General features: G+C 60.0%; 25 protein-coding genes. 16 read left to right on the top strand and 9 right to left on the bottom strand.

What is annotated here, in order from left to right:
* Positions 1–151: 151 nt before the first annotated feature.
* The gene (locus MWH26_RS02285) at positions 152–532 is read left to right on the top strand and encodes a hypothetical protein (RefSeq protein ID WP_247975884.1); all 381 of its coding nucleotides are present in this window, start codon (positions 152–154) and stop codon (positions 530–532) included.
* Positions 533–656: 124 nt separating this feature from the next.
* Here the strand turns inward: MWH26_RS02285 and MWH26_RS02280 are convergent, their stop codons facing one another.
* Both MWH26_RS02280 and MWH26_RS02275 read right to left on the bottom strand, forming a co-directional pair.
* On the bottom strand, positions 657–989 hold the full coding sequence (locus tag MWH26_RS02280; RefSeq protein ID WP_247975883.1) for a DMT family transporter: 333 nt from the start codon (positions 987–989) through the stop codon (positions 657–659).
* Positions 990–991: 2 nt separating this feature from the next.
* Complete coding sequence (locus MWH26_RS02275; protein WP_247975882.1) at positions 992–1273, bottom strand: acylphosphatase; 282 nt, start codon at positions 1271–1273, stop codon at positions 992–994.
* A gap of 365 nt (positions 1274–1638) precedes the next feature.
* Here MWH26_RS02275 and nagA point away from each other — a divergent pair, with 365 nt between their 5' ends.
* Positions 1639–2769 carry an N-acetylglucosamine-6-phosphate deacetylase gene (gene nagA, locus MWH26_RS02270; RefSeq protein ID WP_247975881.1) on the top strand — a complete coding sequence of 377 codons (1131 nt, stop codon included), beginning with the start codon at positions 1639–1641 and terminating at the stop codon, positions 2767–2769.
* A 248-nt stretch (positions 2770–3017) separates the two neighbouring features.
* Positions 3018–3584 (top strand): hypothetical protein, encoded by a 567-nt coding sequence (locus MWH26_RS02265; RefSeq protein ID WP_244695014.1) that lies wholly within the window; start codon positions 3018–3020, stop codon positions 3582–3584.
* Here MWH26_RS02265 and MWH26_RS02260 read toward each other — a convergent pair.
* Positions 3550–4356, bottom strand: coding sequence for a TrmH family RNA methyltransferase (locus tag MWH26_RS02260; RefSeq protein WP_247975880.1), 807 nt, complete (start codon positions 4354–4356; stop codon positions 3550–3552). The two genes, MWH26_RS02265 and MWH26_RS02260, sit on opposite strands and share 35 nt — an antisense overlap.
* 147 nt (positions 4357–4503) lie before the next feature.
* On the opposite strand from MWH26_RS02260, the gene MWH26_RS02255 reads away from it, so the two are divergent.
* The 11 genes from MWH26_RS02255 (at position 4504) to MWH26_RS02205 (ending at position 14591) form a co-directional block, all read left to right on the top strand.
* The gene (locus tag MWH26_RS02255; protein ID WP_247975879.1) at positions 4504–5988 is read left to right on the top strand and encodes a sensor histidine kinase; all 1485 of its coding nucleotides are present in this window, start codon (positions 4504–4506) and stop codon (positions 5986–5988) included.
* 250 nt (positions 5989–6238) lie between these two features.
* The gene (locus MWH26_RS02250) at positions 6239–6649 is read left to right on the top strand and encodes a response regulator (RefSeq protein WP_244695009.1); all 411 of its coding nucleotides are present in this window, start codon (positions 6239–6241) and stop codon (positions 6647–6649) included.
* Positions 6650–6678: 29 nt separating this feature from the next.
* The gene (locus tag MWH26_RS02245; RefSeq protein WP_244695007.1) at positions 6679–7080 is read left to right on the top strand and encodes a hypothetical protein; all 402 of its coding nucleotides are present in this window, start codon (positions 6679–6681) and stop codon (positions 7078–7080) included.
* Positions 7081–7341: 261 nt separating this feature from the next.
* Positions 7342–8295, top strand: coding sequence for a hypothetical protein (locus tag MWH26_RS02240; protein ID WP_247975878.1), 954 nt, complete (start codon positions 7342–7344; stop codon positions 8293–8295).
* A 102-nt stretch (positions 8296–8397) separates the two neighbouring features.
* Positions 8398–9138 carry an endonuclease III domain-containing protein gene (locus tag MWH26_RS02235; RefSeq protein WP_247975877.1) on the top strand — a complete coding sequence of 247 codons (741 nt, stop codon included), beginning with the start codon at positions 8398–8400 and terminating at the stop codon, positions 9136–9138.
* A 95-nt stretch (positions 9139–9233) separates the two neighbouring features.
* Positions 9234–9434 carry a hypothetical protein gene (locus tag MWH26_RS02230; RefSeq protein ID WP_247975876.1) on the top strand — a complete coding sequence of 67 codons (201 nt, stop codon included), beginning with the start codon at positions 9234–9236 and terminating at the stop codon, positions 9432–9434.
* A gap of 3 nt (positions 9435–9437) precedes the next feature.
* Positions 9438–9716 (top strand): DUF167 domain-containing protein, encoded by a 279-nt coding sequence (locus MWH26_RS02225; RefSeq protein ID WP_247975875.1) that lies wholly within the window; start codon positions 9438–9440, stop codon positions 9714–9716.
* Positions 9717–9822: 106 nt separating this feature from the next.
* A complete protein-coding gene (locus MWH26_RS02220) occupies positions 9823–10623 on the top strand; it encodes a ZIP family metal transporter (protein ID WP_247975874.1) in 801 nt (266 codons plus the stop codon).
* A gap of 92 nt (positions 10624–10715) precedes the next feature.
* On the top strand, positions 10716–12116 hold the full coding sequence (locus tag MWH26_RS02215; protein WP_247975873.1) for an ATP-binding protein: 1401 nt from the start codon (positions 10716–10718) through the stop codon (positions 12114–12116).
* A gap of 18 nt (positions 12117–12134) precedes the next feature.
* Entirely contained in the window at positions 12135–13340 is a 1206-nt protein-coding gene (locus MWH26_RS02210) for a tetratricopeptide repeat protein (RefSeq protein WP_247975872.1), read from the top strand.
* 42 nt (positions 13341–13382) lie between these two features.
* Positions 13383–14591, top strand: a complete 1209-nt coding sequence (locus tag MWH26_RS02205) for a tetratricopeptide repeat protein (RefSeq protein ID WP_247975871.1) — start codon at positions 13383–13385, stop codon at positions 14589–14591.
* A gap of 144 nt (positions 14592–14735) precedes the next feature.
* On the opposite strand, the gene MWH26_RS02200 is transcribed toward MWH26_RS02205, so the two are convergent.
* From MWH26_RS02200 to MWH26_RS02190, 3 genes are all read right to left on the bottom strand, one after another.
* On the bottom strand, positions 14736–16118 hold the full coding sequence (locus MWH26_RS02200) for an ammonium transporter (RefSeq protein WP_247975870.1): 1383 nt from the start codon (positions 16116–16118) through the stop codon (positions 14736–14738).
* 434 nt (positions 16119–16552) lie between these two features.
* Complete coding sequence (locus MWH26_RS02195) at positions 16553–17749, bottom strand: threonine synthase (RefSeq protein ID WP_247975869.1); 1197 nt, start codon at positions 17747–17749, stop codon at positions 16553–16555.
* Between the two features lie 65 nt (positions 17750–17814).
* Entirely contained in the window at positions 17815–18720 is a 906-nt protein-coding gene (locus MWH26_RS02190) for a LysR substrate-binding domain-containing protein (RefSeq protein WP_247975868.1), read from the bottom strand.
* 260 nt (positions 18721–18980) lie between these two features.
* On the opposite strand from MWH26_RS02190, the gene MWH26_RS02185 reads away from it, so the two are divergent.
* Both MWH26_RS02185 and MWH26_RS02180 read left to right on the top strand, forming a co-directional pair.
* A complete protein-coding gene (locus tag MWH26_RS02185; RefSeq protein ID WP_247975867.1) occupies positions 18981–23489 on the top strand; it encodes a DUF2339 domain-containing protein in 4509 nt (1502 codons plus the stop codon).
* 270 nt (positions 23490–23759) lie between these two features.
* Positions 23760–24119 carry a hypothetical protein gene (locus tag MWH26_RS02180; RefSeq protein ID WP_247975866.1) on the top strand — a complete coding sequence of 120 codons (360 nt, stop codon included), beginning with the start codon at positions 23760–23762 and terminating at the stop codon, positions 24117–24119.
* Between the two features lie 120 nt (positions 24120–24239).
* Here the strand turns inward: MWH26_RS02180 and MWH26_RS02175 are convergent, their stop codons facing one another.
* The 3 genes from MWH26_RS02175 to MWH26_RS02165 form a co-directional block, all read right to left on the bottom strand.
* The gene (locus MWH26_RS02175) at positions 24240–25220 is read right to left on the bottom strand and encodes a M28 family peptidase (RefSeq protein WP_247975865.1); all 981 of its coding nucleotides are present in this window, start codon (positions 25218–25220) and stop codon (positions 24240–24242) included.
* 92 nt (positions 25221–25312) lie between these two features.
* The gene (locus MWH26_RS02170) at positions 25313–25837 is read right to left on the bottom strand and encodes an RBBP9/YdeN family alpha/beta hydrolase (protein ID WP_247975864.1); all 525 of its coding nucleotides are present in this window, start codon (positions 25835–25837) and stop codon (positions 25313–25315) included.
* A 112-nt stretch (positions 25838–25949) separates the two neighbouring features.
* Positions 25950–26591, bottom strand: coding sequence for a hypothetical protein (locus MWH26_RS02165; RefSeq protein ID WP_247975863.1), 642 nt, complete (start codon positions 26589–26591; stop codon positions 25950–25952).
* Positions 26592–26638: the final 47 nt, after the last annotated feature.

Here is a 26638-nt window from a genome sequence, read left to right as displayed (position 1 = left end):
AACGGGTGGCTCGCCGCTTAAAATGGGAGCCATTTGTCGAATCACGTACGGAAAAAGGCGCGGCCCCAGGGTCGCGCCTTTTTGCTTATGGGCCTCATCGAATGCTAAGCCGGTTCCGTATCTTCGCTAACTGACTATCTATCTACTCCCTATGGATTCTGAAAACCGCAATAAGCGCGACATACCCGAAGTAGTAGCCGACATCCTGATTACGTTGGACAAGATTTCCGTGCGTCAGGATAGAATGGAACAAGAACTAGGCGGCCTGCGCCAAGAAGTGGGCGGTCTGCGCCAGGAAGTAGGCGGCTTGCGCCAGGAAGTGGGTGGCCTGCGCCAAGAGATGAACCACGGCTTCACGCGCATGGAGAGTGCCTTCAACAACATGACGACGGCCGTGCTGGATGCCATGAACCGACAGACCGACCGTTACGACAAAGTGCAGACCACGCAGGGCACCCAAGAGGCCGAGGTACGGGAGTTGCGGCAGCGGTTAGAAAACCTGGAAAAGGTGGTATACAACAAAGCTAGCTAGAGGAACAATTACCGAATTCAATGAGCAGGGCGCGGTGCAAGCTGCGCCTTTGTGCTTTTGGACAGTATCGGATGACAAGTAACGCTAAATTGCCAGGCGCCCGATGTGGTAGGGGGTAGTACAACTAGTGCGCCGAGGTTTTGGAGAAGAGGTTGATTATAATAACGCCAGCTAAAATCAGCCCGAGCCCTAACAGGGCGGGGGCATCCGGAATCTGCTTATAAAATACTACCCCGGCTAAAGTAATCAGCACGATACCGATACCTGACCACACGGCGTAAGCAACGCCCACCGGAATGCTTTTCAACGTCAGGCTCAGAAAGTAGAATGCTACCCCATACCCTACCACAACCACTACGCTCGGCCAAAACCTCGTGAATTGGGCCGAGGCCTTAAGCGCCGTAGTAGCTGCCGTTTCAGCCAAGATAGCCAACAACAGAAAACCCCAGTATTTCATGGCTAGCCGCGTTGAATAGCAAATTCCTTATAGCCCTGCACCGAGCCGGTGCTGACTACTACCTGCTCCACCCGCGCTGCTGGCGGCCCCTGTCGGCACCACACTTCCAGCGCATCTAAGGCGGCGGCTGGTCCTTCGGCTTCGATGGTTACGGTGCCGTCCTTGTTGTTACGGACGTAGCCCGTCAGTCCTAGCCGGCAGGCTTCCGTGTAAGTACTTTGCCGGTAAAAAACGCCCTGTACTACTCCAGAAACTTGAAAAGTTCGGTGTTTACTAGCTGACATAGAAGAGTACGGTTGTAGAGTTTGGCAGCAGATTTCAATGTCCCACGCCGGGCAGTTTTATCAGGCCCCTCCTGCATACGCCCGCCTTTGGTAGGCGTTGCTGCTAATGGCTGGTTAGGCCCTATAAGCGAGAGGATAACGGCGGCACTTTGCCCTACTCATCATTGCCCAGGTCAGGGCAACAAAATGGGGTAGCACTACAAACAAAACTGCCTCGCAGGTGGCCGCCGGGGCAACTTGTACCAGCAGGCAGGGTCTAAGCCGCTTCTGCAGGTGCTTACGACAACAGAAGTCAGTGTGCGTACCCTGAGCAGGCCAGCTGCCGTACCTTAGCGTCCTTTCACGCCTCATTACTCCCCTGCTTCGTGCGTTATTTGCTCCGCAATTGCATTATCCACACCGGTCTTACCTTGTTGCGTCATCATGCACTACTCGTGGCCGATGGTCGTATTGAAGCCGTTGTTCCTGAGGTAGTTGCTCCCGACGATGTACCCGTTGTAGATGGGCAGGGACTGAACGTGGCGCCGGGGCTGCTGGATCTGCAGGTGTATGGGGCCGCCGGTAAGCTTTTTTCGGTAGAGCCCAGCCTGGAAGCTCTGCACGCCCTGACGGACCACGCGTTTCGGCAGGGTACCACGGGCGTACTAGCCACCATGCCAACTAACTCCCTCGGCATGATGCGGGCCGCTTTGGAGGCGGGCCGGGAGTTTCAGCGGCAGTGGCCGGGCCTGCTGGGTATTCACCTGGAAGGCCCCTACATCAACCCCGCCAAGAAAGGGGCGCACCAGCAGGAGTTTATTCACGCGCCCTCGGTAGCAGAGATTGACACGCTACTCAAGATGGCCGATGGGGTGTTGAAAATGATGACGCTGGCCCCCGAGGTGGCCACGCCCGCTGTGGTAGCGCGGCTGCGCGAGGCGGGCGTGGTGCTGTCGGCGGGGCACTCCAACGCTACCTACTCGCAGGCAGCCGAAGGTTTCCGCGGCGGCTTCGCGGCGGCAACCCATTTGTTTAACGCTATGTCGGCGCTGCATGGGCGCGAGCCAGGCCTAGTAGGCGCCATTTACGACGATTCAGCGGCCCAGGCCAGCATTATTACCGATGGCGTGCACTGCAGTTTTGCCGCCGTGCGCATCAGCAAAAAGCTGCTGGCGGAACGGCTGTTTCTGATTACGGATGCCGTAACTGAAAGCCAGCAGGGCGCCTACCGGTTCCGACGGCAAGACAACCATTTCGTGGACGAGCAGGGCACGTTGGCGGGCTCGGCCCTTACCCTACCCCTGGCCGTGCGTAACTGCGTGGAGCAGGTGGGAATCCCCCTAGCCGAGGCCCTGCGCATGGCCTCCCTCTACCCCGCCCGCGTGCTAGGCCTTGACGACCAACTGGGGTACTTGGAAGCCGGCTACACGGCTGATTTCTGGCTGTTTGATGACCACCTGACCTCAATGGCTACGGCCCGGGCCGGGGAACTAGTTTGGCACCTGGAAGGCCAATAATTATTGGCAGCCTCCTCAGGTTCAGCCCAGCATCCACATGCTTCCTACTCTTACCTACTACCCAATTTTTACGGTTTGCAGAGTGGCCCTACCCCAACTTCAGCTTCTTGGCCAGTTGGTGACATGCTGAGTTGACGACCATATTGCACAACAACAAGTAGTCTGGTACTTTTGAAGGAAGAGTTCGGTTCAGCAGTCCAGGAGGAAGCTGGCTGAACTCACTTTATATACCTACTGCTGAATTGCCGGTGCTACAACGTGTACTCGCTAGTGCTACCCTTAGCTTTCTAATCAGCCTGACGGCCGCCCAGGCCCAAGATGCCGCTGCTACGGCCGCGGCCATGACGGACAAACCTGGGCAGTACGAATATCGGCTTTCGGAGCTGGGTTTCGAGGAAACCTTTGGTTTCAACGATACGGCCCGGGCGGTTATTCGACTCTACTACGCCAAGTGGAAAACCGGCCGCCAGATTATGCAGTTTGCTGGCGCGCCGATACCCATTGTAAGCGTGCTGGGCAAGCACTACAACCCCGATCCGCGCACGGGCGGCGTGGCTCCCAACTACAGCTCCTACTACTACGACCCCTGGGTAGCGCCGGTAGCGTACAGCCTGTTGGGCGTATCGGCTTTTGGGCTGGTGAAGGCTACCGTCTGGAACCGCAAGCAACTCTACCACACCATTCGCCAGTACCGGGCCAGCCGGCAGCTACCCTCGCAGGTGACGCCCGCTTTGCTCGCGCCCTACCTACGGGCCGTAGCTGAGGAAGATAACCGCCGCCTTACGCCTCCCGTTGCCGTACCGCCTCAAAAGTAAGAATGGCTGTGGCCGTGCTTACGTTCAGTGAGTCAATGGCCCCGCGCATGGGAATAATGATGGTTTGGTCGCAGGCCTGCAGCAGGGCGGGAGTCAGCCCATCGGCCTCGGTGCCCATCACCAGCGCGGTAGGCCCCCGGAAGTCGCAGGTGGTGTAGGCCACGGCCCGCTCAGTCAGAGCCGCGGCGTAGGTCCGGATACCGTGGCGGCGGCACCAGCCCAGCAACTCGTCGCGGGTGGTGGCAATGGTGGGTACCGTGAACGAGCAGCCAATACTGCTGCGAATGGCATTGGGGTTGAACAGGTCCGTACGCGGGTCGCAGACGATAACGGCCGTAGCCTGGGCCGCGTCGGCGGTGCGTAGAATGGCGCCCAGGTTGCCAGGTTTCTCCACGGCCTCCAGTACCAGCAAAAGGGGAGCGGCGGGCAGGGGTAGCTCTTCCAGGGTCAGGCGCGGGGGCACGGCCAAGGCCAATACTCCGTCGGAACCTTCGCGGTAAGCAACCTTCTCGAACACGGCCTTCGATACCTCAAACCACTCCGTAGCCCCGCCCCCAAACAAGGTGCGTAGCTCCTGCTGCCGCCCGGCGCCGGCCAGCTCGGGGCACACAAACAGCGCCGGCACGGCTACCCCCGCACCGTGGGCAATGGTCAGCTCCCGCAGGCCCTCAATAATGGTCAGCCCCTGCGCGCGCCGCTCCGAGGATTTTTGCTGGAGCTTAAGCAGGTTTTTGATGCGCGGATTCTGGGGGCTGGTTATCAGGTCGGGCATGAGTGCAGGGTAAGGACGAGCGGAAAGCCGGGCCCCCCGGGGAACCGGTCTTTCGCCGCGAAGATACGCACCGAACCCACCGCGGGCTGCGTACCGGCAGAGCCCGTACCTTGCAAGCCCCTACCCTTCCCTGCCGAATCAGTCTTTATGAGGCTTAAGCTAAACACCAAAATTGTTCTGGGCTTTATCATTGCCGTGGGCGTGCTGCTGCTTACCTCCGCTGCCTCCTGGTACTGTATCCAGCAGCTGGCTTACTACACCCAGCGCGTAGAGCATACCTACCAGGTGCTGCAGGGCACGGCCAACATGCGCTCTAACATCCGCGACGCGCAGAGCCACATCCGCAGCTACCTGCTGCTTAACGATACGGCCGCCCTAACCAGCTTCCGCAAGACGTTGCCCGAAATTCATACCAACTTCGAGTTGCTGCGGCAGCTTACCCTCGACAACCTCAACCAGCAAAGTCGCCTCGATACGCTGGAGCTGGCTACGGAAAACGAAATTGCCTACCTCACTACCTGGACGAAGCGCCTGCCCGGCACGGCGGCGGTGCGGGAGTTGGTTCTCGGCGACCGGGACCGGCAGTTGCAAGTACGGGCCCTGCTAGAGCGGGTGCGCCAGGAGGAAGAAACGCTGCTGCTGGAACGGCGCCGCCGCCAGGATTTCTTTGAAACCACTACCCCGGCCGCCATTGTGGTATCGGCGGTGCTAGCGGCTATTATTGTGCTGTGGCTGTTCACCAAAATAACGCGGGAAGTGCGGGCCAACGAGGAGTTGCAGCGCGAACTGGCCTACAACAACGAGCAGGTCGCGCACCGCATCCGCATCATTGAGTCGTTGGCTAATAAGGTAGTGCAGGGCGACTACACGGTGAAAATATCAGACCAAGAGCAGGACAGCCTGGGCAACCTGGCCACGGCGCTCAACCACATGACCCAAACCCTGGACACCAGCTTCACGGCCCTGGAAAACCGTAACCGGGAGCTTGACCAGTTTGCTTACGTGGCCTCCCACGATTTGAAAGCGCCCCTGCGCGGGGTTGTTACGGTGGTTAAATGGATTGAGGACGAGCTCAGCCAGGAGCTCAGCCCCCAGATGCGCCAGTACTTGGAAATGATTAAGGGCCGGCTGAACCGACTCGAGGACCTGATTAATGGCCTGCTGGCCTACGCCCGCGCCGGTCGCACAGAGCAAAAGCTGGAAGAAGTGTCCGTCGGTCAGCTGGTGCAGGACATCACGGAGCTGGTTGTGCCGCCTACCTTCCGGGTAGAAACGCCTACCCCACTGCCCACCTTTGTTACCGACCGCCTGAGCCTGCAGCAGGTATTCACGAACCTGATGGGCAATGCCACCAAGTACCACCACCGCCCCGACGGCCTGCTGCGCATCAGTTGCCGCGACTTGGGTGAATGCTACGAGTTTCGGGTGCAGGACGATGGCCCGGGCATTGCGCCCCAGTTTCACCAAAAGGTGTTTCTGATGTTCCAGACCTTGCGCGACCGAAACTCGGCCGAGAGCACCGGTATTGGGCTCAGCATCGTAAAGCGCATCGTCGAAGAAAAGAAAGGCACTATTCACATCGAGTCTGAGGAAGGCAAAGGAGCCGCCTTCATCTTCACCTGGCCCAAGTAAGTGAATGAGTAATTGAGTGAATGAATGAGGGGTTATAGCGAGGTGAAGTGTAGGCCATGGTTCTTTTCTTTTGCCTCAACGCTCATTAACCCAACACGCTCTTACGCCAGCACGGACGATGAGGGCGTGTCACATGCCAGAGGGCAGCACGTTGGTCAGGAAGGATGGCGGCGTGCCTCCTCACTATGACAATTCACTCAATCCGTCATCCACCAGCTCACTAGTTCACCGTCTTACCATTACCTTCCTTATGCGTTCTGTACTGCTCGTTGAAGACGACTTTTTCGATACCATGACGGCCCAGAAGGCCTTCGAGAAATTCAGTGTGCCGCACAAGCTCTACACGGCCTTTAATGGGCTAGAGGCGCTGGATTTGCTGCTGGGCACGAATGGTGTGGAGCCCATTCGGCCGCTGCCCGAAGTGATTCTGCTGGATTTGAACATGCCTAAGATGAACGGCCACGAGTTTCTGGCCGAAATCCAGAATTTCCCCGAGCTACGCGCAATTCCCGTGTTCGTCACAACCACCTCGGGCATGGACGTCGACCGGCTGAATGTCCAGCATTTGGGCGTGCGCGGCTACATTCTCAAGCCCCTGGACTTTGAAACCAGCCCGGATATGGTAGACAGCATGAATCTGCTGGAGAAGCTTTTGCGTTAGCTTTCTTTTACTACCCCCTGAGCTTGCGCATGGAACTGGCTTTTGAGAATCCTTACTGCCACATCTATTTTGATCCGGCCGGTCCCATGCTGGTCCAGACCTGGAAGGGCTTTGTGGCGGGGGAGCCCCTGCGGGAAGCGCACGAGGCCACGCTCCGGCTACTCCAGCAGCACGGGGTCGGGAAGGTGCTGGCCGATACCCGGCTCATGCGCGTCATTCCGCCCGCCGACCAGCGCTGGATTGCCGACAGCTTTCTGCCACGGGCCCGGGCGCTGGGGTATCGGCTGGTGGCCGTAGTGCTTTCCGCGGACATGTTTAACCAGATTTCCGTGCAGAACATCCTGGCCCCACTGGCCGAGGAAAACACCCTAACGGTGGAATATTTCGGCAACCTGGAAACGGCCCGCGCCTGGTTGCTTAAGGCGCGGTAGCGTAGTGGTTGCTTGGGGGCGTGCAACCAAAAATAAGCGGGCGGAATCAACAGTAGTAGCGCAAGAATTTCTCCCTCCTGTGGCAGCCCAGAGCCGAACATACGGGCGAAACGGATTATTTCGTTTGCTTAGCAGGCCGGGCACCTTCAGGGGGTTTCCCCTGTTGGCAAATCCGGGCACTAGCCGGCGCGAGAAGGACCTTTCACGGCCTGCTCACGCCCAAAAACTGCTCTTCCCGACCACTCTGCTTTACTAGCTTATATGCTGATTCGTTCTCTCTCCCTCTTCCTACTTTGCGCGGTAGCCGCTCCCAGTCTGGCCCAACAAACGCCGCGGGAGCTAAACACCCTGCCCGGCGCACCTGCTCCCACACCGGCGCCCGCTCCTACTGCACCCCCCGCCCCGGCCGCGGTAGTACCTGCCAGCCCTGCCGATACTACCCGGCGCGCGCCCCGGGCCCTGGCCGCCCCGCCTACCGTCCCTGACTCAGCCCGACGGCGGCCGGCGCAAGCCCAGCTGCCACCCGCCAACACCACCCGTTATGCCGTGGGCCTGAAAAGCGGCCAGGTAGTGCGCGGCTACGATGTGGAGCTGAAGCAGCCCCTGCTGGGCCGCACCTTTGTGCTGGTAGATGGGCAGCAGCGCTTCGAGCTAAACGACGTGCGGTACTACGAAGACGAAACCGGCTTTTATGTGCGCACTACCCTGCCGGGCCGCTCCAAGCGCGAAAGTACCCTGCGCCGCGACCGGGTAGGCCGCATCAGCCTGTACTCCATCACCAATCAGCAGTACGTGAACAACCCCTACGGCTACAGCCCCTTCGGCTACGGCCGGTATGGGTACGGCAATCCGTACGGGGGCTACGGGGGGTATGGCGGCTACCGCACGGTGCGCCAGGAGTATTTCAGCAAGGACAATGGCCCCATCGAGGACCTGAGCATCCGTAACTTGCAACTGGCCACCACGGACAGCCCCGGGGCCCAGCAGCTCCTGGCTAATGCCCGCCGCTACCAAACCTTTACTACCCTGAGCTACGTGGGTGCCGGAGGCCTGCTGCTGGCCGGGGTGCTGTCCAGCTTCAGTGGTAACAATAGCTTTTCCGTCTCGCCCCTGATGTACGCCGCTATTCCCCTGGCCATTGTGCCGCTGGTTATTGGCGGTAAGCAGCAGAACAACATCAAGCAGGCCATTCTGCTCTACAACCGCGGGCAATAGCCATTGGCTTGGCTGCTCTTATACAAAGCCCTGACCGGTCTGGTCGGGGCTTTTTTGTGGGCCAACTTAACCTCGGCAGCGGCAAGTTGCGTAGGCGTAAGCGTGACTGCTTCCCTCCTACCTCCCGCTCCCGACCCTAGCCTGGCTGCCCGCCGGGAGCTGGCGTTGTGGGCGCACGAACGCCTCTGCGCTGAATACGGGGCTCCTTTCCCGTTCTTCAGCTCCAAAGATCCGCTCAGTGAGCTTATTAGCTCCATGCTTTCCCACCGCACCCGTAACCAAGACTCGCACCGCGCCTACCAGCAGCTGCGGGCCCGCTTCCCGACGTGGGACCAAGTGCGCGAGGCCCCTACCGCCGAGGTGGAAGCTGCCATCAGCCCGTGTACCTGGCCCGAGCAGAAGGCCCCGCGCCTGCAACAAGTGTTGCAGGAGGTAAGCCAGCGCTGCGGTGGCCCCTGCGACCTGCAGTTCCTGGCTGAAATGCCAATTCCGGAAGCCCGGGCCTGGCTGGAGCAGTTGCCGGGGGTCGGCCGCAAAACCAGCGCCGCTGTGCTGCTGTTCAGCACCCTACGCCGCCCCGCCATGCCCGTCGACAGCCACCACCACCGGGTAGCTCAGCGTTTGGGGTTGATTGGTCCAAAGGTAGGCGAGGCTGCCGCCCATGCCTTGCTGGAGGATTTATTGCCGCTTGGCTGGGATGCCCAGCAGGTATACGACCACCACGAGGCCCTGATGTTTCACGGGCAGAAGTGCTGCTACTTTCACACCCCAGCCTGCGGGCGGTGCGTGGTACTGGCGCGGTGCCCCTTCGGGCAAGCCCGCGTGGGAAAAGTAGCGGAGTAACACAGGGGCTGAATAACCGTTTTGGCAGGGCTGAAGGTAGCCGCTCTGCTAGCTGCTTTTTTGCCATCTTACCGGCCTACCCTTATTGCTTTGCTATGAAAATGACGTACGGTTTGCCCGCTTTGCTTTCCGCCTTCTTTCCCGGCCTGGGCCAATTAGTGAAAGGCCAAATTCTGAAAGCCATTGTGATTTGGATTGTGGGCGGAGCCATTGGCTTTTTACTAGGCTGGACGATTATTGTGCCCGTAGCCCTCTGGGCCTGGAATGTGTACGATGCCTACAACGACCCCGCCTAAGCCGTGCCCGTTCTTCACCTGAAAGCCAAGCCCAGTGGCCGACGCAATCAGCTGGAACTAGCCCCCGACGGCAGCGTAACGGTCCGGCTGAACGCGCCCGCCCAAGATGGCAAGGCCAATGCTTACCTGCTCAGCTACCTGGCCGAGGTGTTTGGGGTAGCAAAATCCAGCCTAACGCTGCTGAATGGGCACGCGGCGCCTTTCAAAAAAGTAGACGTAGGTGGCCTTTCACCCCAGGCATTCCACATGGTGCTGGAGCGGTTTCGGGTTACGAAGGAGTAGCCCGGAGAGGTAGCAAGCACATCCTTCAACAGGGAGGTTGCGTTGGGCAGTTTAGCCCTAGCGTTGCATTAGCGCCGACTGCTTCAGCTCTTTTCTTTACTTCAATATGATGCATTTTCCTACCTGGGCCGTAGCTGGCTTTTGGGGGCTGGTATCGGGCTCCGCCCTGCTGCTGGGTGCCGCCGTAGGCTACTTTGCCCACGTTCCGCAACGCCTGATTGCCGCCGTTATGGCCTTTGGCAGCGGCGTCCTGATTTCTACGCTCTCCTTCGAGTTGATGGCGGAGGCGTACGAAAAAGGCGGCTTCGACTCCACGGCCATCGGCTTTGTGGGCGGCGCAGCGGTGTACACGCTGGCCAATTGGCTGCTGGCCCGCCACGGAGCCAAACACCGCAAGCGCTCCGGTGAGCACCAGAGTCAGGAGCGGGCCGCCGTGCAACAGGGCCAAAAGGAAGCCAGCAGCGCCGGCGACGATAACGGCATGGCCCTAGCCATCGGGGCCCTGCTCGATGGCATACCGGAAAGCATTGTCATTGGCCTGAGCATGCTGGCCGGAGGCGGCGTGAGTGTGGCGGCGGTGGTAGCCATTTTTATGAGCAACTTACCTGAGGGCCTGAGCAGCGCCGCCGGCATGCGTAAGGCCGGCCGCACGCCCACCTACGTGCTGGGCCTTTGGGCCAGCATTGCCCTTATTTCGGGCCTGGCTTCCCTGGCGGGCTACTCCCTGTTCAGCGGTTTTTCGGCGGAGGTAGTGGCCGCTACCACGGCCGTGTCGGCGGGGGCAGTACTGGCCATGATTGCCGACACCATGATTCCGGAAGCGTTTGAGGTAGCCCACAATTTCACGGGCCTTATCACCGTACTCGGCTTTTTGGTATCGTTTGTACTAAGCAAAATGGGTGGGTAACACTGCGGATTTTCGGCAAGAATCAAGGCCTATACGTCTGCTACGCGCGGTAAATCTGCGTAGCTTGCAGCTACCGTCTACTTCGCTTGCATATGTCCGCTACCCCCAACTCGTCCGCTATTCAACCGCTACTGGAAGCCCTATCCTTCTCGCCCGATAACCTCCCCTTGCGCAAGCACGTGGCCAGCCTGCTCACCCAGGCCGGGCGCTTTGCCGAGGCCGAAGAACTATACCGCACCGGCCTGCGCCAAGCCCCCAACGACGCCGAGTTGCAGTTGGGTTTGGCCGAAGCATACGCCGAGCTAGGCAAATCCTCGGCCGCCTTTGTGGTAGTAGAGGAGCTGTTGGGCACCCACCCGGAGCACGCCCGAGCCCACCTACTCCACGCCCGCCTGCTACTAGCCGCCGACCAGCTGCCGGCTGCCCGCGAGGCCTACGCTACCGCCCTTACCTACAACCCCACCCTGGAAGACGCCGAGCTAGCCAGCCGCTTGCGGGGGGGCCAAACGGCGCAGCCGGCCCACGGCGGTGCACCCGCTACTTTTCCGGGCGGCCTGGGCAGTACTACCCCTGAAGACGACGACTTCAGTGCCATTGAGCACACCCTGTTCAGCGGACTGGAGCGGCCCAAAATTACGTTTGCCGACGTGGGCGGTATGGAAAGCATCAAGGAGGAAATCCGGCTGAAAATCATTCATCCGCTGCAGTTTCCCGAACTGTACAAAGCCTACGGCAAGGCGGCCGGTGGCGGCATGCTCCTGTACGGCCCGCCCGGCTGCGGCAAAACCTACCTGGCAAGGGCCACGGCCGGCGAGGTGCAGGCCAGCTTTATCCACGTCGGTATCAACGACATTCTGGATATGTGGCTGGGCAATAGTGAGCGAAACCTGCACCAGCTATTCGAGCAGGCCCGCTTGCAAGCGCCGTGCGTGCTGTTTTTCGACGAAGTGGACGCCCTAGCCGCCAACCGCCACGATTTGCGCCAGAGTGCGGGCCGCACCGTCATCAACCAGTTTCTTTCGGAGCTGGACGGGGCTACCCGCTCCAATGAGGGCGTCCTGATTCTGGCCGCTACCAACGCCCCCTGGCACCTCGATTCTGCCTTCCGCCGCCCCGGCCGCTTCGACCGGATTCTGCTGGTTACGCCCCCCGATGAGGCGGCCCGCGAGGCTGTGCTGGGCGTATTGTTGCAGGGTAAGCCGGTAGCGCCATCCGTAAACCTGCGCAAGCTGGCCGGCCAAACCGCTGGCTTTTCCGGCGCCGACTTGCAGGCCGTAGTAGACGTAGCCATTGAAACCCGCCTGCGCGAATCGATGAAGGCCGGCAAGCCCCTACCCCTCGAGCACGCAACCTTAGCTGAGGCAGCCGGCAAAGTGAAGCCCAGCACCCGCGAGTGGTTTGCCACGGCCAAAAACTACGCGCTGTACTCCAACGAAGGTGGCATCTATGACGACATTCTGGTGTATTTGGGCATCAAAAAGCCCTCGGCATAGCTGCAGGACCAGAAAGCCATGAAGCACGCCGAGCATACCCGGTGGCAGGAAACCGTACAGCACCTACTAGCCGTGCGCCGGCCGGAGCAAGCGGAGCAACTCTTGCGGCACCGGCTGGCCATCAACCCCCAGGAAGCTGCCGCGCATGAGTTGTTGGGCCTAGTGCTACTCAACCAGCGTAACCGCAACGCGGAGGCCCTGGCCGCTATTCGGGAGGCTATTGCGCTTGACCCGCAACAACCCGACGCGCATTACTTCCACAGCGTCTGGTTGCTGCGTAACGAGCAACCATTCGAAGCCTTGCGGGCTATTGAGGAAGCACTGCGACTTAATGCCCGCAATGCCACCTATTTAGGGTACAAGGCAGTTATTCTGAATGCAAGGCAGCACCCAGAAGCGGCGCTTGAAACAACTGCCCAAGGCTTATTCCTAGATCCGGGCCACGTTGAATGCCTCTACCAACGCATCCGGGCGCTCAAAGACCTGGGTCGTTATGAATTAGCCGTTGTTACGTTACAGCAGCTAGTGCGCTGGCATCCTAACCTAGCAGTAGCTCACGCACAGCTCGGCGAGGAAGCGCTTCGGACCCACCAATTAAAGGTAGCAGAGGGCCATTTTCGCGAAGCCATTCGCTTGAATCCTACCAATGAACGCACTCAGCGGAAGCTACTGCCGCTACTAGCACAACTAGGCCAGGAAGCTCAGCGGCAGCGGAAGCCGGATGAAGCGCGCCGGTATTTTCTGGAGTTATGGCGGCTTGCGCCCCATGAGCCAGCTGCCCACCACGGCTTGGAGCAACTGGCGAAGGAAAGCTTTTGGCTGAAACGGCAGCTGCTGCGCCTTGATGCGTGGTCGGAAGCGGTGCAGCAGGATCTGAAAAAGGGCCAGCTGCGCGCGTTTCTGCAGCTGTATCTGGTCATGGTACCGCTGATGGCCCTGTTTTGCCTGCCCTTGCTCCTGGTTATGCTTTATGCCACCCTGCAGTGGCGTCTGCATCCTGACGTACAGCGGCTGCGGCAGCACTCGCGCCAGGCAACTATTGGCCGGGTGGCTGTGGAGGTGGGAGTAGGACTACTTGGGCTAGGGCTGATTGTGGCATTACGGCTGTGGCTTAATACCGTATCGGATGAGGTTATCCTGGTTCTGCTGGGACTGCTGGCCGTTAGCGTAGGCGTCAACGTGCTCCGCCAGCGGAGAAAAGCTTCTTCCTCTCTACCCAAATAACGTTTCTCATTTTTATTACTCCCGACGCTCCCTACTCTTTCCATGGAACAAGCCAACTGGCCCGACCGGATTTTACTGCTACTGCGCCAGGGCCGGGCGGCCCAGGCTGAGCAGGAGCTGCGCCGCATTCTGCACCAGGAGCCCAATGATGCCCTGGCCCACGCTTGGCTCGGCATGGCCTTGCTGGATTTGGGACGACTGCCGGAGGGGCAAGAACACATTGAAACAGCCATTGGCCTGGCTCCCGAGTTCGACTTTGCCTACTACCTGCTGAGTTTGGCTCACCAGCGCCAGCAGCGCCTACCGGAAGCGCTGACGGCCATTGAGCAAGCCCTGGCCCTCGACCCAACCGACCCAAATTACCACCACACCCTGGGCCTGATCCGGTTTCAGCGCGGCCAGTGGGAAGGCGCCCTGCGCTCCGCCGAGCTAGGCCTGGCCTACGACCCCGAGCATGTTGATTGCCTGGGGCTGCGGGGCCGTTGCCTGGCTCGCCTCGGGCGCGCCCAGGATGCGGCCGATTCGCTGGAAACCGCCCTGCGCCACGACCCCGACGATGCCGGCACCCACGCCGACGCCGGCTGGGTGGCCCTGGAAGCCGGCCGGCACCAGCAGGCCCTCCACCACTTCCGCGACGCCCTGCGCCGACAGCCTACCTCCAACTACGCTCGCGAAGGACTGGTAGAATCATTGAAGGCTCAGTACTGGCTGTACCGCGCCTTTCTGCGCTTTACCGTCTGGACGGAAAAGCTGGGCGGGGCCACCCGGCGCCTGCTCTTCATTGGGCTGTACGTGCTGGTGCGGTTCGTACCCGTGCTATTACCCATTTACCTGCCTCTGGTGTTTATGAGCTGGTTTTCTGACCCCATGTTCAACGGCTTGCTGCTGCTGAACCCCTACGGTCGGCATGCTCTTTCAGCAGCCCAGCGGCGGCAGGCCCTGGTTTTTGCCGGCGTTCTGCTAGCCGCTACCCTCCTGCTGACTGCGGCAACTTTCGCTCACCTGGCGGGGGTAGGCGTGTTAGGCGGCAGCTTGCTGGCGGCCTTATTTCCGGTTACGGTAGCCCTGCGGCCCTACAGCACCCGCAAAGCCCGTGGGTGGGCCGTGGCAGCCACCGTGGTGCTAGTAGGGCTAGGGCTGGCCGGATTGGTGGCGGGGTTGTTTTTTCCGGAAGAAAACCTGCAAAAGGGAATTGTGGGGGCGCTGTTCGTTACCTGGCTAGCCTACCTCTGGTCTACAGCCTTGCTGTAAAACTTACCGCCGAAAAGCAAAAAGGCCACCGGATTCCCCGCCGGTGGCCTTCACGTAGTTGCCTCTCATTCCTTCTAAACTCACCTGCTACTTGAGAGGCACCCCGGGGTTTTCAGGCCCGAAGCACGAATAGCAGGTGTTGCTCTACGCATTTTCCGGGGCAAACTCCCGCCGATACGTGCGTTCAAATTCCTCGTCGATGTGGTAGGTTGATTCCTCGTGCTGGCTTAAATCGAGCCCCAACTCTTCTTCTTGAATTTTTACGCGCAAGCCGAAGATGCGGTCGGTAATTTTCAGCAGAATCCAGGCGCCCACGAAAGAATAGGTAATAACAATCAGCAGGCCCAGCAGGTGGTAGCCGAAGGTGGTGAAAGTGCCGTGGATTAGCCCAACTTTATCAGCAAACACGCCCGTCAGGAGCATGCCCACAATGCCGCCCAGGCCGTGGCAGGGAAATACATCCAGGGTATCGTCGATGGTGGTGCGGGAGTTTTGCCAGTGCACGGCGGCGTGGCTGATTAGGGCGGCCAGCACCCCGAACAGGATGCTTTGCCCGTACCCGATGTAGCCGGCGGCCGGGGTAATGGCCACTAGGCCCACCACAGCACCGGTGCAGGCACCCACGGCTGTGGGCTTGCCACCCCGGGCTACCTCAATGAGGACCCAGGCAATAAGAGCCGCTGCCGAGGCTAGGTTGGTGTTCACGAAGGACAAGGCTGCCAGCTCGTTGGCTCCCAGGGCCGAACCCGCGTTGAAGCCAAACCAGCCAAACCACAGCAAGCCCGTACCGAGTAGTACGTAAGGCACGTTCGGGGTTGAAAAGGAGGAGGTACGCAGATTGGCCGAGCGGCGCCCCAGCACCATGGCCCCGGCCAGGGCGGCCACGCCCGCCGAAATATGCACCACGGTGCCGCCCGCAAAATCAAGCACGCCCCATTTGCGCAGGAAGCCTTCGGGGTGCCAGGTCCAGTGGGCCAGGGGGCAGTAGATGAACAGGCTGAACAGCACCATGAACGCCAGATACCCCTTAAAGCGGACCCGCTCGGCGAAGGAGCCGGTAATTAGGGCCGGGGTGATAATGGCAAACTTGAGCTGAAAGGCGAAGTAGAGGATGAAAGGAATGGTGGCAGCAAAAGCTGGGTTGGGCGCCGTGCCTACGTTGCGCAGGAGGGCAAACGTGAACGGGTTACCAATCAGTCCGTACCAGGAGTCGCCGTAGCAGAGCGAGAAACCTACGAAATAGAACAGTACGGAAATAACGCCCAGGGCCACAAAGCTTTGCAGCATGGTACTGATAACGTTTTTGGGCCGCACCATACCCCCGTAAAAAAACGACAAGCCTGGGGTCATAATCAGCACGAAGGCCGTGGCCGTGAGCATCCAGGCTACATCGGCGCCGTTGAGCGAGCCGGGAGTGGCGGCGGGGTGTGGCACGTCCACAAAAGCGGCAACAAGGGCCAGCACCAGTAGGACACCTAGCGTGAACAGGCTGAAACCAGGATGAAAGGGAGCTACTTTAGAAGTCATATTGTCTTTTTCAGTATACCACTGTTATTTCTAGGGTGAATATACTGAAAACGTGTACTTATTTTCAAATCACACCTTCACACGAATAGTCTTTTTTGGTTTACAAACATGTTTTATCATGAAATGACATCCAAAACTACAGTCTAGCATAACATCAGTTTACTGCATAATAAACCCTTCGATTTCCTTCACTATCGGTGGGAGAAATCGAAGAGCATAAGACAAGCACCAATGCGGATCGACGTTGGGCAACTGCGGGGCAGTGACTATTAAGCCGTCATTCCGAGCGAAGCGAGGAATCTGGGTTAGCCTCTCGTGAGTAACCTAGATTCCTCGCTTCGCTCGGAATGACAGCTGTTTCTTAATTGTTTTTTTGAGGCAGCTTAGCCGGTTAGCTACGCTGGCATGCGTAGCAGGCGCAAGCGCCTCGCTGTTTAGGCTAGGCCAACAATGTTTTCGAGGTACTTCTGGGCGGAGCCGGTATTCAGCAGGAGCACCTGCTCCTCAGGGCGAATCCAGCCGGTGCGTAGCAGTTGACGGGCGGCCATCCAAACGGCGGCACCTTCCGGGGCCACGAATAGCCCTTCTTCCTTACCCAGCTCCCGGAGCCCTTCCAGCATCTGCTCATCGGTAATTGCCAGGGCTAACCCTTCCGATTCATCCAGCACGTCCAGCATTAATGGCTCGCCGAGGGGGCGGGGCACAGCCAAGCCGTTGGCAATGGTGGGCTTGCCTAGGTAGGCCTGGCAGTTAAGCTGGCGGCCTTCCCGCGTTTCAACCAAGGGGCAGCAGTTGGCAGCTTGCACAGCCACCATGCGCGGAAGCTGGGCCGTAGCGGGCAGCCACCCCAAGGCCTGCATTTCGCGCAGGGCTTTCCAGATGCCGATGAGGCCGGTGCCGCCGCCGGCCGGATACAGCAGCACGTCGGGCAGGCGCCAGTTGAGCTGTTCGGCCAGTTCGTAGCCCATGGTTTTCTTGCCTTCGAGGCGGTAGGGCTCCTTTAGGGTAGAAACATCGAGCAGCTCTCCGGCCGCATTCAGCTCCCGCACCCGGGCGGCGCAGTCGTTGATAAGGCCATCCACGAGGTGCACCTCGGCCCCGTACCAGTAGCATTCCTCCCGGAAGGCCTGGGGCGTGTGGCGCGGCATAACTACTACTGCCCGCAACCCGGCCCGCGCGCAGTAGGCAGCCATAGCTACCCCAGCATTGCCGGCGGTGGGAATAATACAGCCCGTAACGCCCAGTTCCTTGGCCTTAGAAATGGCCATGCTCAGCCCACGGGCCTTAAACGAGCCCGTTGGGTTCTGACCTTCATCCTTGAGGCGCAGGTCCTGGAAACCGTAATGGGCCGCCAGTCGGGGCAGAGCCAGCATCGGGGTCCAGCCCTCGCCCAGACTGACGCGGTTAGTCTCGTCGAGCAGGGGTAGCAAGGAGGCGTAGCGCCACATGGAGTTTTCCGTGGTTTGAATGCCGGCGGCACGGGTGAGCGGCTCACGTAGGTCGTAGTCGGCTACGAGGGGCTGGGCGCAGCAGCTAGAAACCCGTTGCAGCGAGAAGGCCGAGTACGGGGCGTGGCAAGCGGCACAATGCAGCTGCTGAAGACGGGAGGCGGTAGCGAGGAGGGTTGACATAGTGCGGAGTTCAACGCAAAACTCCCCGTCAGCTATTCCAAACCCAAACGGCCATTTGGAATAGGCTATTCCGTTTTGGAATAATGGCGCCGGGCAAACTGCACAAAACTCTTATAAGGCATGTTGTTTTCGGTGCCTTTGCGCTGCACAAAATCGAAGTGGCGGACCAGGTTTAGGCCGTGTACGGGCACTTCTACCAGCTCGCCAGCCGCCAGCTCTTTCATTACGGACTGTCGTGGTAGGAAGGCCAGGCAGGTATCTACTCGCACGAAGTTTTTGAGGGCTTCGGTGCCGCCCAGTCGCACTTTTACGGGCAGATCAGCGAGGCGAATTCCTTTCGCGGCCAGGGCTTCTTCCAGCACGGCCAGTGTGCCGGAGCCAGCTTCGCGCAAAGCCACCGGAATCCGGCGCAGGTCCTGGGCTGTCAGCTCCTGCCGGTGCAGGGGGTTGCGCCCGGAGCAGACGGCCACTACCTCGTCGGTCAGGAGGGGCGTGTAGGTAACGTTGCTGACTTTGTGAATTCCCTCAATGATGCCCAAGTCAATTTCGTGCTCCAGCAAGGCTTTGAGGATGTTCTCACTGTTACGGTTTTTGAGCGTCAGTTGGGTATGCGGGTACTGGCCGAGGTAGGCGGAAAGCACCGGCGGAATAACATAAAGCGAAATGGTAGTGCTGGCCCCAATAACCATGCGCACCTGGGGCGAGAAATCGGGGCTGAGGGCCGTGAATTCCTGGTGCAGCTCGTGCTGGAGCTGGCGGGCCACGAGCAGCTTCTGATAGAGCAGTTCCCCGGCCGGCGTGAGCTGAATGCTGTTGCCCAGGCGCTCAAACAAGCCCGTTTTGTAGTGCTCCTCTAAGGCCTTCACCTGCTTGCTCACCGCCGATTGGCTCAGAAACAGCGTGTGGGCAGCCTTGGTGAAGCTAAGCTGCCGGGCAACTTCCAGAAATACTTCGTGCGGGTGGGAAAGCATGCCGACAAGGTAACGAGGTAGGCGGTTAGGGCAAGCAGGCAAAACGGCTTGCAAGGCCTGAAAAACGCCAATAATAAAAATATGTGTAAAATTTTGTCATTCATTTGGTAGTTATCCGCCGAGCAATCTGTATGTTTCGGTCCCTATGCTACTGTGGGCTAGGGGCAGCGGCCTGTAGGTTATCCGCCGCGCCCCGCCCACGCCATTATGGGTCGCTTGCCGGCGGCCGGTTGTGTTTTATCACTTAATCAATCATCTCTATGGGTACTTCCCTGTTGGTGCTGGTCGTCGTTGTGGTGGCCATGCTGTACCAGGACCTTACCAAGCGCGTGCGGGAGCTTAGCCAGCGCCTGCAGCAGCGCGAGGACGAGCACCAAGCACTTCAGGCTACCGTGGAACGCCTGCGGCAGGAACTGCAGCTACCACATCCTGACTCACCGCCTGCAGCCGCTGCTCCTGCCCCACCTCCGGTAGCCGCGCCGGTACCGGCAGCACCACCTACGCCACGAGAGTGGTACCGGGCATCGGCCCCGGCTGCCCCCCCGGCTGCGGCGGCCGTACCGCCAATGGCCCCAGCTAGTGCCCCGCCGGCGGTAATTCCACCGGCCCCAGCGCCGGCCGCTCCTCCGGCCCAGACCGAGGCGGCTTTACCTACACCGGCGTCACCCCTACCGCCCGTGGCCGCTCCCACTGCTACCCCGGAGGCAACCCCAACAACGCCGGAAACAGCGCCAGTCCCGCAGCCATTCCAAGCCCCGATAGCGCCAGAGCCAAGGCTAGTTGCACCGCCCACAACCTCAGCGACTTCAACTACCCATTCTCAGCCTGCAAGCCAAGCTCCGGTCCGGGCCACTTCGGTGCCGGCGGAGGCAGCACCGGTAGGTTCCTCACCGGTAGCTGCTTTCACTACGCCTGCTGAACCGAAGGTAGGGCCAGTTAGCCCGCCCGTGCCTCCGCGGCGGCCGCCGTTGCCCCAAGAGACGGAGCCCAGCGGCCCTACCTGGTGGGACCGAGCCGAACAAATGATTCTGGACAACTGGACCGGTATTCTGGGGGCAGTGGTGCTCGTAACGGGTATTGGTTTTCTGGGCGTTTATGCCGCTTTGCGGGTAAGCGCGCCGCTTCGCTTCGGCATGATAACGTCCTTTGCGGGGCTGTTGCTGGGGCTGCATTATTACCTGCGGCCTAAGCCTTTTGCGGCCCGGTTGCACGTGTGGCTGCAAAGCAGCGCGGCGGCGGTTTTTCTGTTTGCTTGCGTGGGCTCCGTGAGCGTGCCGGGCCTGCAGTGGGCCGAAGCGCCGCTCAGCTACCTGCTGTTGCTGGCCGGCGTGGCGGCCAACCTGTGGCTGGCCTGGGACGCCAGCCGCGAATCGGTGGCGACCTTGCACGGGGTGCTGAGCTTGGTAGCCCTGGCGGTACTGCCGCCTACCCTACTCCCCCTGGCAGCGGCGGCGGGCGTAACTGCGTTCAGCATCGGCATTACCTACCGGCAGCGCTGGAAGTATCAGCTGCTGTTGAGCATTCTCAGCTTTTTCGTTTTTCACCAGTACTGGCACTACTCCCTGGCGGCTACAGGTCCGCTCGGCAACAGTCTGCGGCTGAGCGCTATGGCCCTGGTATTGCTGACAGGAGTAGCCGCCGCCGTGGTGCAGTACCGCAAGGTGTACGCCACTACTCGTTTTGACGGGCTACTGTTCTCGGCGCACGTGTTGAACTGGACCTGCCTGGGCATCAACCTCTACCAGTACAGCACTGGCTCGCCTTGGAAAACCGTACCGCTGGGGCTAGGAGCCCTACTAACGTTCGGGGTGGCCCGCCGGGCCCGGCAGCTTGGTATTCCGTGGCTTTTCCGCACCGATAGTATCATTTCCTTGGCTCTGGCGCTGTTTGCAACCTTCTCCTTGCAAGGCTGGCACGCTTCGGGCAGCCTGATTCTGCTCTTTATGCTACTGGAAACCCTACTCGTGGCCTTTATCATGACGCGGGAGCAGGAAAAAATTGTGTCGCAGGTGGCTATGGTTGGGGCGCTAGTGGCGGCGGGGTGCCTGTTAGCCCTCAATATTGGTCAAATCACGGTGTATTCGCCCGCTGAGCTGCACCGTAACGCCTTTCTGCTGCTGCTTTCCGGTTTGCTGGGCGCGGGCTATTTCTACCTGGTGGGGCAGCAGCTTCGCCCCGATGAGGAGGGTAGCTTCGCTGGCCGAGAGTTGCACCAGGGCTTTGGCGGTATGGTGGGGGGCCTGTATGCTGGGGCGGCGCTGCTGCTGTTGCGGGCCTTATTTGGGGTTCTGAATCCGCCGGTAGCGGCGCTGCTAAGTGGCACGCTGGCGGCATCGGGCGCCTTATTCGGGGCAGCCTGGTGGCTGCGCCGCTCTCCGGGCTGGTTTCGCAGTCTGCACTTTCTTAGCGGGCAAGCGCTGCTCATGGTTACCATCGTAGGGTTACACAAGGCCGGTTTGGGCTGGCCCGCTACCACGGCCCTGCTGTACCTAGAAACCCTGCTGCTGGCCGGGGCACTGGGCTGGCTTGGCGAGCTACTGCTTTACCGGGTGCTGGTCAGCGTTTCTCTGGTGGGAGGAGGCTGGTTTCTGCTCATCACTACCCACGCATTTCGCCTACTGCCGGCGCCGGAGCTACACGGGCGGCTACTGCTACTGGTAGTGCTGGGCGTAAGTAGTAGCGGCCTGCTGAGCCTACCGGCGCGACTGGCCCGCTTCACTGCGCTGCTGGCTACAACTTCCCAGCGGGGTTTGCATACCGCTTTGCAGCTATTCACGGTGCTGGTATACCTGACCGGGACCGGGCTGCTTGCTCAGGCTTTGTTTGGGCTGGCGCAGCCGCCGGTGGGCCTCTTACTTGCTGGCGCTGTGGGAACGGCAGCCGCGCTGGGCAGCCTAGCAACGGGGCTGCTGGGTAGGGCCGGCTGGTTTAGGGCGGCTCATCTTCCACTGAGCCAACTGCTGCTGCTGGTCGCCATACTCGGGCTGCACGAAGCGGGCGTATCATGGCCCGCAGTTAGCACGCTGCTATACGCGGAAGTGCTGGCATTTGCCTTGTGGCTAGCGTGGCAGTCCGAATCGGGGCTGTACCGGGGGCTGGTGTACTTCGCCCTGGCGCTGGGGGCCGCCTTGCCGGCAGTTGTGTACCAGACTGGCTACCTGCCAGATTCGTGGCGGGCAGCGCTGCTCGTAGGAGCCGCACTAGCCTCCCTTGGAACTCAACTGCTCCTGAGCTGGCGCCAGGCTCCGGCCCACGATGTTCTTCCCCTTTCCTACGTTGCCATTTACCGGGTGCGCTTGCTGAGTTTGCTGGTAGGCGTGCAGATGCTGGCCGCGGGTGGGCTGGTGTATGAGCATACCTGGGCTGGGTGGCTGGCGGCCGGCTTAGGCGGCGCCCTGCTGCTGGCGCGGCGGACGCTGAAAGTTCCGGGCCTGTGGTTAGGAGTGGTGGTGGCCGCCGTGGGGTATCAGGGGTTGCAGTGGAGCCAGGTGCTACCAGCGGGCAGTGCGTTCCGGCCAGGCTCGGTGCTTGTATACTTGCTACCCTTGCTGGCGTTGCCGATGGTAGGCCTGTTCTGCTCCTGGTGGGAAGGGCGGCAGCAACACGTGCGCTGGCCGTGGCTGTATTTAGGCGGCGCCCAGTTGCTGGTGGCCGCTTGGGCAGCACTGGCCCCGCGCTCCGAAGCCCTCCCCATGCTGGCCTGGACGCTGCTAGCCGCCGGGCTAGCCTGGGCGGCGCAGGTAGTGCGAGGTCGTTTTGCCAGCGCCGAAGCCCTCATCCGGGCCGGCTCGCCCGACCGATTCCTGCTTCACCTGACCTACGGGTTGCTTTCTCTGGCTTTGCTGGGGCACTTCACGCTGTTGGCGACTGATTCCGTTGACCTGCTGGCGGGCATCCCGGCGCGCCGGTTCACGGCGGGGGCGCTGCTGCTAGTGCTGGCTGGCTGGGCCGCATTCCGCCCGCCCGCTACGGCTCCCGTGTACACTTCTTGGCGTTACCTGCACCCGCTGCTGCCGGAAGTTACCCTGCTTTTTGGCAGCTTCACGGTGTGGGATGAGGTGCAGCTGGAGTGGCACTCCCTGCTCTGGATTGCGGCGGCTTTCACGCTCACACTGGCGGGCCGAACACTGCCGTTGCGCCTACGACGGCTGCGGGTGTACGGGCTGCTGTTTTTCGGGGCGGCCGTGGTGGCGGGAAGCTACGTAGCCCTCACCCGCCTCGCGGAAGGACAACTGCTCACGCTAGCGGGCCTCACAACAATGGCCACAACCATTGGACTTTTTGCGTACTCAGCGGTAGCCCTGCAGCACTTCCCTAGCAACCAAGCCGCTACCTGGCCGCGCCTGCTGGCCCCACTAGCCGCCCTGGGCCGCCTACCGGCTCGAGTACTTATCCCTGTGCTGCTGTACCCGTCCTTCACCCTGCTGACCCTGCTGCTGCTACAATCCTTCGACCGGTCGGTGCTTACCGTGCTGCTGATGCTGGAAGTGGTGGCCGCCTTTATCAGTAGTCTGCTGCTACGGCGCCAAGATTTACGCTATGCGGCTCTGGCGGGCACGGCGCTATGCTTCGGCCGCCTGCTACTGGTTGATTTAAAGCAGCACGGCACCATCACCCGGGCCATTGTTTTCATTCTGATGGGGGTGCTACTGCTGGGCATGAATGCCCTGTATGCGCGCTTTAAAAGCCGCTTCGCACCCTTGCCTCCCGATGAGGAGGAGCCGGAACCCACGGCCTCAGAAGAGAACATAGCGGATTCACTGACTTAGCGCGGGCCGTTACCACAGTAGTAGCCGGGGGCGGAAAAGCAGCTTGCTTTTCTGCCCCCGGTGTGCTGGCTGGGTTCAACCTTTTGTTCACGATGCGCACCCAGTATGGCAGAACAACGTCGTGCGGAGTTCATTTTGGCAGCTTACTTACGGTGGGCCCCAACGGGTGTGGGTATACTCGCTTAATTTTTCTCACCCCGAAAAGTGCAAACATGCGGCAACTTTTCGGAACCTGCTTATCTTAGCCACAATCTATATTCTTCACGATTTATGGAAGTTACCGAACAGCACTCTGTTGAACAGGTGTACGAATATGCGGCTAAACTTATGGCGCAGGGAAAAACCGACGAGGTTATTCAGGCGGAGCTTATCGACCAGGGCCTTGATTCGGAAAGTGCAACTATCGTCACGCAAAACCTCCGCGACCAGTTCCAGCACCTGCACCGGGAGGAAGCTAAGAAGAACATGCTCCACGGCGGGCTCTGGTTGCTAGGCGGCTGCGCTGTCACGGGAATTACCTTCGCCCTGGCCTCCGCCGGAGGAGGTGGGTACATCATGACCTGGGGCGCCATCATTTTTGGTGGTTTTCAGCTACTGAAGGGCATCTACCAATATTACCGCCTGAGCTAACGTCTCCTTCTCCGCTCCTCTTTCAGCCCACTAGCGCCCTGCGCTACTTCACTGTTCCCAATCGGGGGCACGAGGTAGCACGGGGCGCTAGTAGTTTCCCGATGGCGCACCCTGGCCGCGCTACAATCCTAGCAGCACGGCGTACACCCCGTTCACTACCTCAGCCATGCGCCGGAAGTCCAGGGTGTCGATGGTGTCGGAGGGTAGGTGGTAGTTGGGGTTGCGCAGGAAGGCCGTGTCGTTGATCATCAGGGCTTCGTAGCCGTATTTCCAGTAGCTGCGGTGGTCCGAAAGACCGGCCAGGCCCATTTCCGCGGGCAGATTGATGCGCTGCACATCTACGTCGGCCTTGGTTTGCATAAGCGCTTGCACCTGCTGGGTGAAGGCTTCCTGACCAGTGCGGCCTACTACCGTAATAAAGTTGCCGGTGTTGGGGTAGCGCGCCGCCAGCTGCTCATTAGGGAAGCGTTGCGAGCCTGGCTCGTCGCGGAAGTAGCCAATCATTTCGTAGCAGAGCATGGCCCGCACCGGCACCTTGGCTTCATACAACGACTTGGCGTGCACGGCGCTACCCATGTACTCGGTGGCGAAGTACGGCGGCTCCTCGTTGGGATAGGCCACCAGCTCCACCCGGTACTTGAGGTTGGAGCCGAGCTGCTGCAACAGGCGCGCGGTTTCCAGCAGCCCCGCCACGGCGCTGGCGTTATCATCGGCCCCGGGCGTATCGCCGCACACGTCATAATGCGCGCCCACAATTAGCCGGGGCGCATCAACGGAGCCGAAGGATACGATAATGTTGCGGTACTGCCGGCCATCGGCGCGGAAGGGCTGTTCTTCCACCCGGCCGTCATCCAGCTTCTCAAATTCGGTTTTGATATAGTCCGCCGCTTCGTTCAACGACTTCAGGTTGCGGTAGTGGCGCGCGGGCTGCAGCGAGGTCAGAAACTTTACGTCGGCGTAGAGGCGGTTTTGGTCGGCACCCATGGGAGCAGTAGCGTTAGAAGGGGAAGCAGCCGGCGGCGTAGCGCGGCGGGTATCGCAGGCCCCCAGGCTTAGCAGGCTCAACAGCATCCACCTTGTACTGCTTCGGAACAGAGACATAGCTTCCTAAACGGCTCCGCGCCCCGGAGGGTCATCGGATACTGACTTTCTTTCCATCACTCTACGAGCCGTTCCGGTGCCAGCTCAGCCCTCTAGATCAGCTCCCGCAACAGTTCTTGCCCCTGTGGCCACTGCCCCAGCCCAGAGGCCGAGTTGATATGCCCCCGCGGCCCCATATTCACCAGCCGGCTACCCCAGGCGTGGGCAAATTGCTGGGCCCGCGCCAAGGTCACGTACGCATCATCGGTACTCGCTACCACGATGCTCGGAAACGGCAGGCGCGCCAGCGGCATGGGCGCAAAGCCCGTCACTTCGGGCGGAAGGTCGGGCCGGTCCACGTCGGCGGGCGCTACCAGCAAGGCCCCTTTGATAGGGTGCTGCGTAACGCTGGCCCAGTGAGCAATGGTGGCGCAAGCCAAACTATGCCCTACCAGTACCACCTCCGGAACCGCCGCAGCCACGGCCGCTTCAAGTGCTGCTACCCACTCCGAGCACACCGGATTATGCCAGTTGCGCTGCTCTACGCGCCGGTAGCCGTACTGCTGTTCCCAGCGGGTTTGCCAGTGCTCCGGGCCGGAACCGCCTAGGCCGGGCACGGTGAGGATGGTAGGAGGCATAGAGCAAATGGTTATCCGGCGAAAGTAGCACCGGCACGTGTCTTTACTACTGCGAGAAGAGCGTGACGGTGTACGTGCTGCAGGACGGCCGCTACCAAGTGCGCGGCGAGTTCTACACGCCCGGCCTCATCCCGGTGCACACGTTACCGGAATTTGGCATTAAGTGGGCGGAAGTGTTTGAGGGGGTGTAGAGGCTGTTATTTTTCCTAAACAACGCCTCAAATCCTTTGCACAAAGCATCAAAGGATTTCGTGTATCTATTTGAAGGGTTCAGAGTCCCTACTGTTATTTCAACATGACTGTATCTGGTTTGCATGGCCATTCTTCCATAACCATATGCATCTTCTGGCCAAAGATTCCCCGGCTTGGGCTCTGCATAAACAGTATCAATATTCGAAACTACTACAGATTCGAACATTGCTTTTGCCAAATTGAACAAGCTATCAGCTTGATGCTTTGAAACTACCACCTCTACAGTATCATGTGAGTACCCGGAGCTATTCCCCTTTCTAAATCCGCTTGTTATATAGTACGCATACATTGCAGCATCCGGCCGGGCAGGTTGTTTCATAAACCTCCTATTTCTTCTTGAAACAGGCACCACCTCGAAATTGTCACTACCCATCATATATGATAATGACACTTTAATAGAGAAGGCGTAATTACGCTCCAATGTAAAATCAGGGCGGCATTCGGTGAGTAGTGGTAGCAAAATGATTGATAGTAGCGGTAGATACCGGCGGATCATTTTCATATTAAAGAGCATTTCCAATAATTAAATATCTCCTCTCCCCAAACCTA

It is taken from the genome of Hymenobacter sublimis (assembly GCF_023101345.1).
GTDB lineage: Bacteria > Bacteroidota > Bacteroidia > Cytophagales > Hymenobacteraceae > Hymenobacter > Hymenobacter sublimis.
This window is presented reverse-complemented; position numbering and strand designations above follow the sequence as displayed.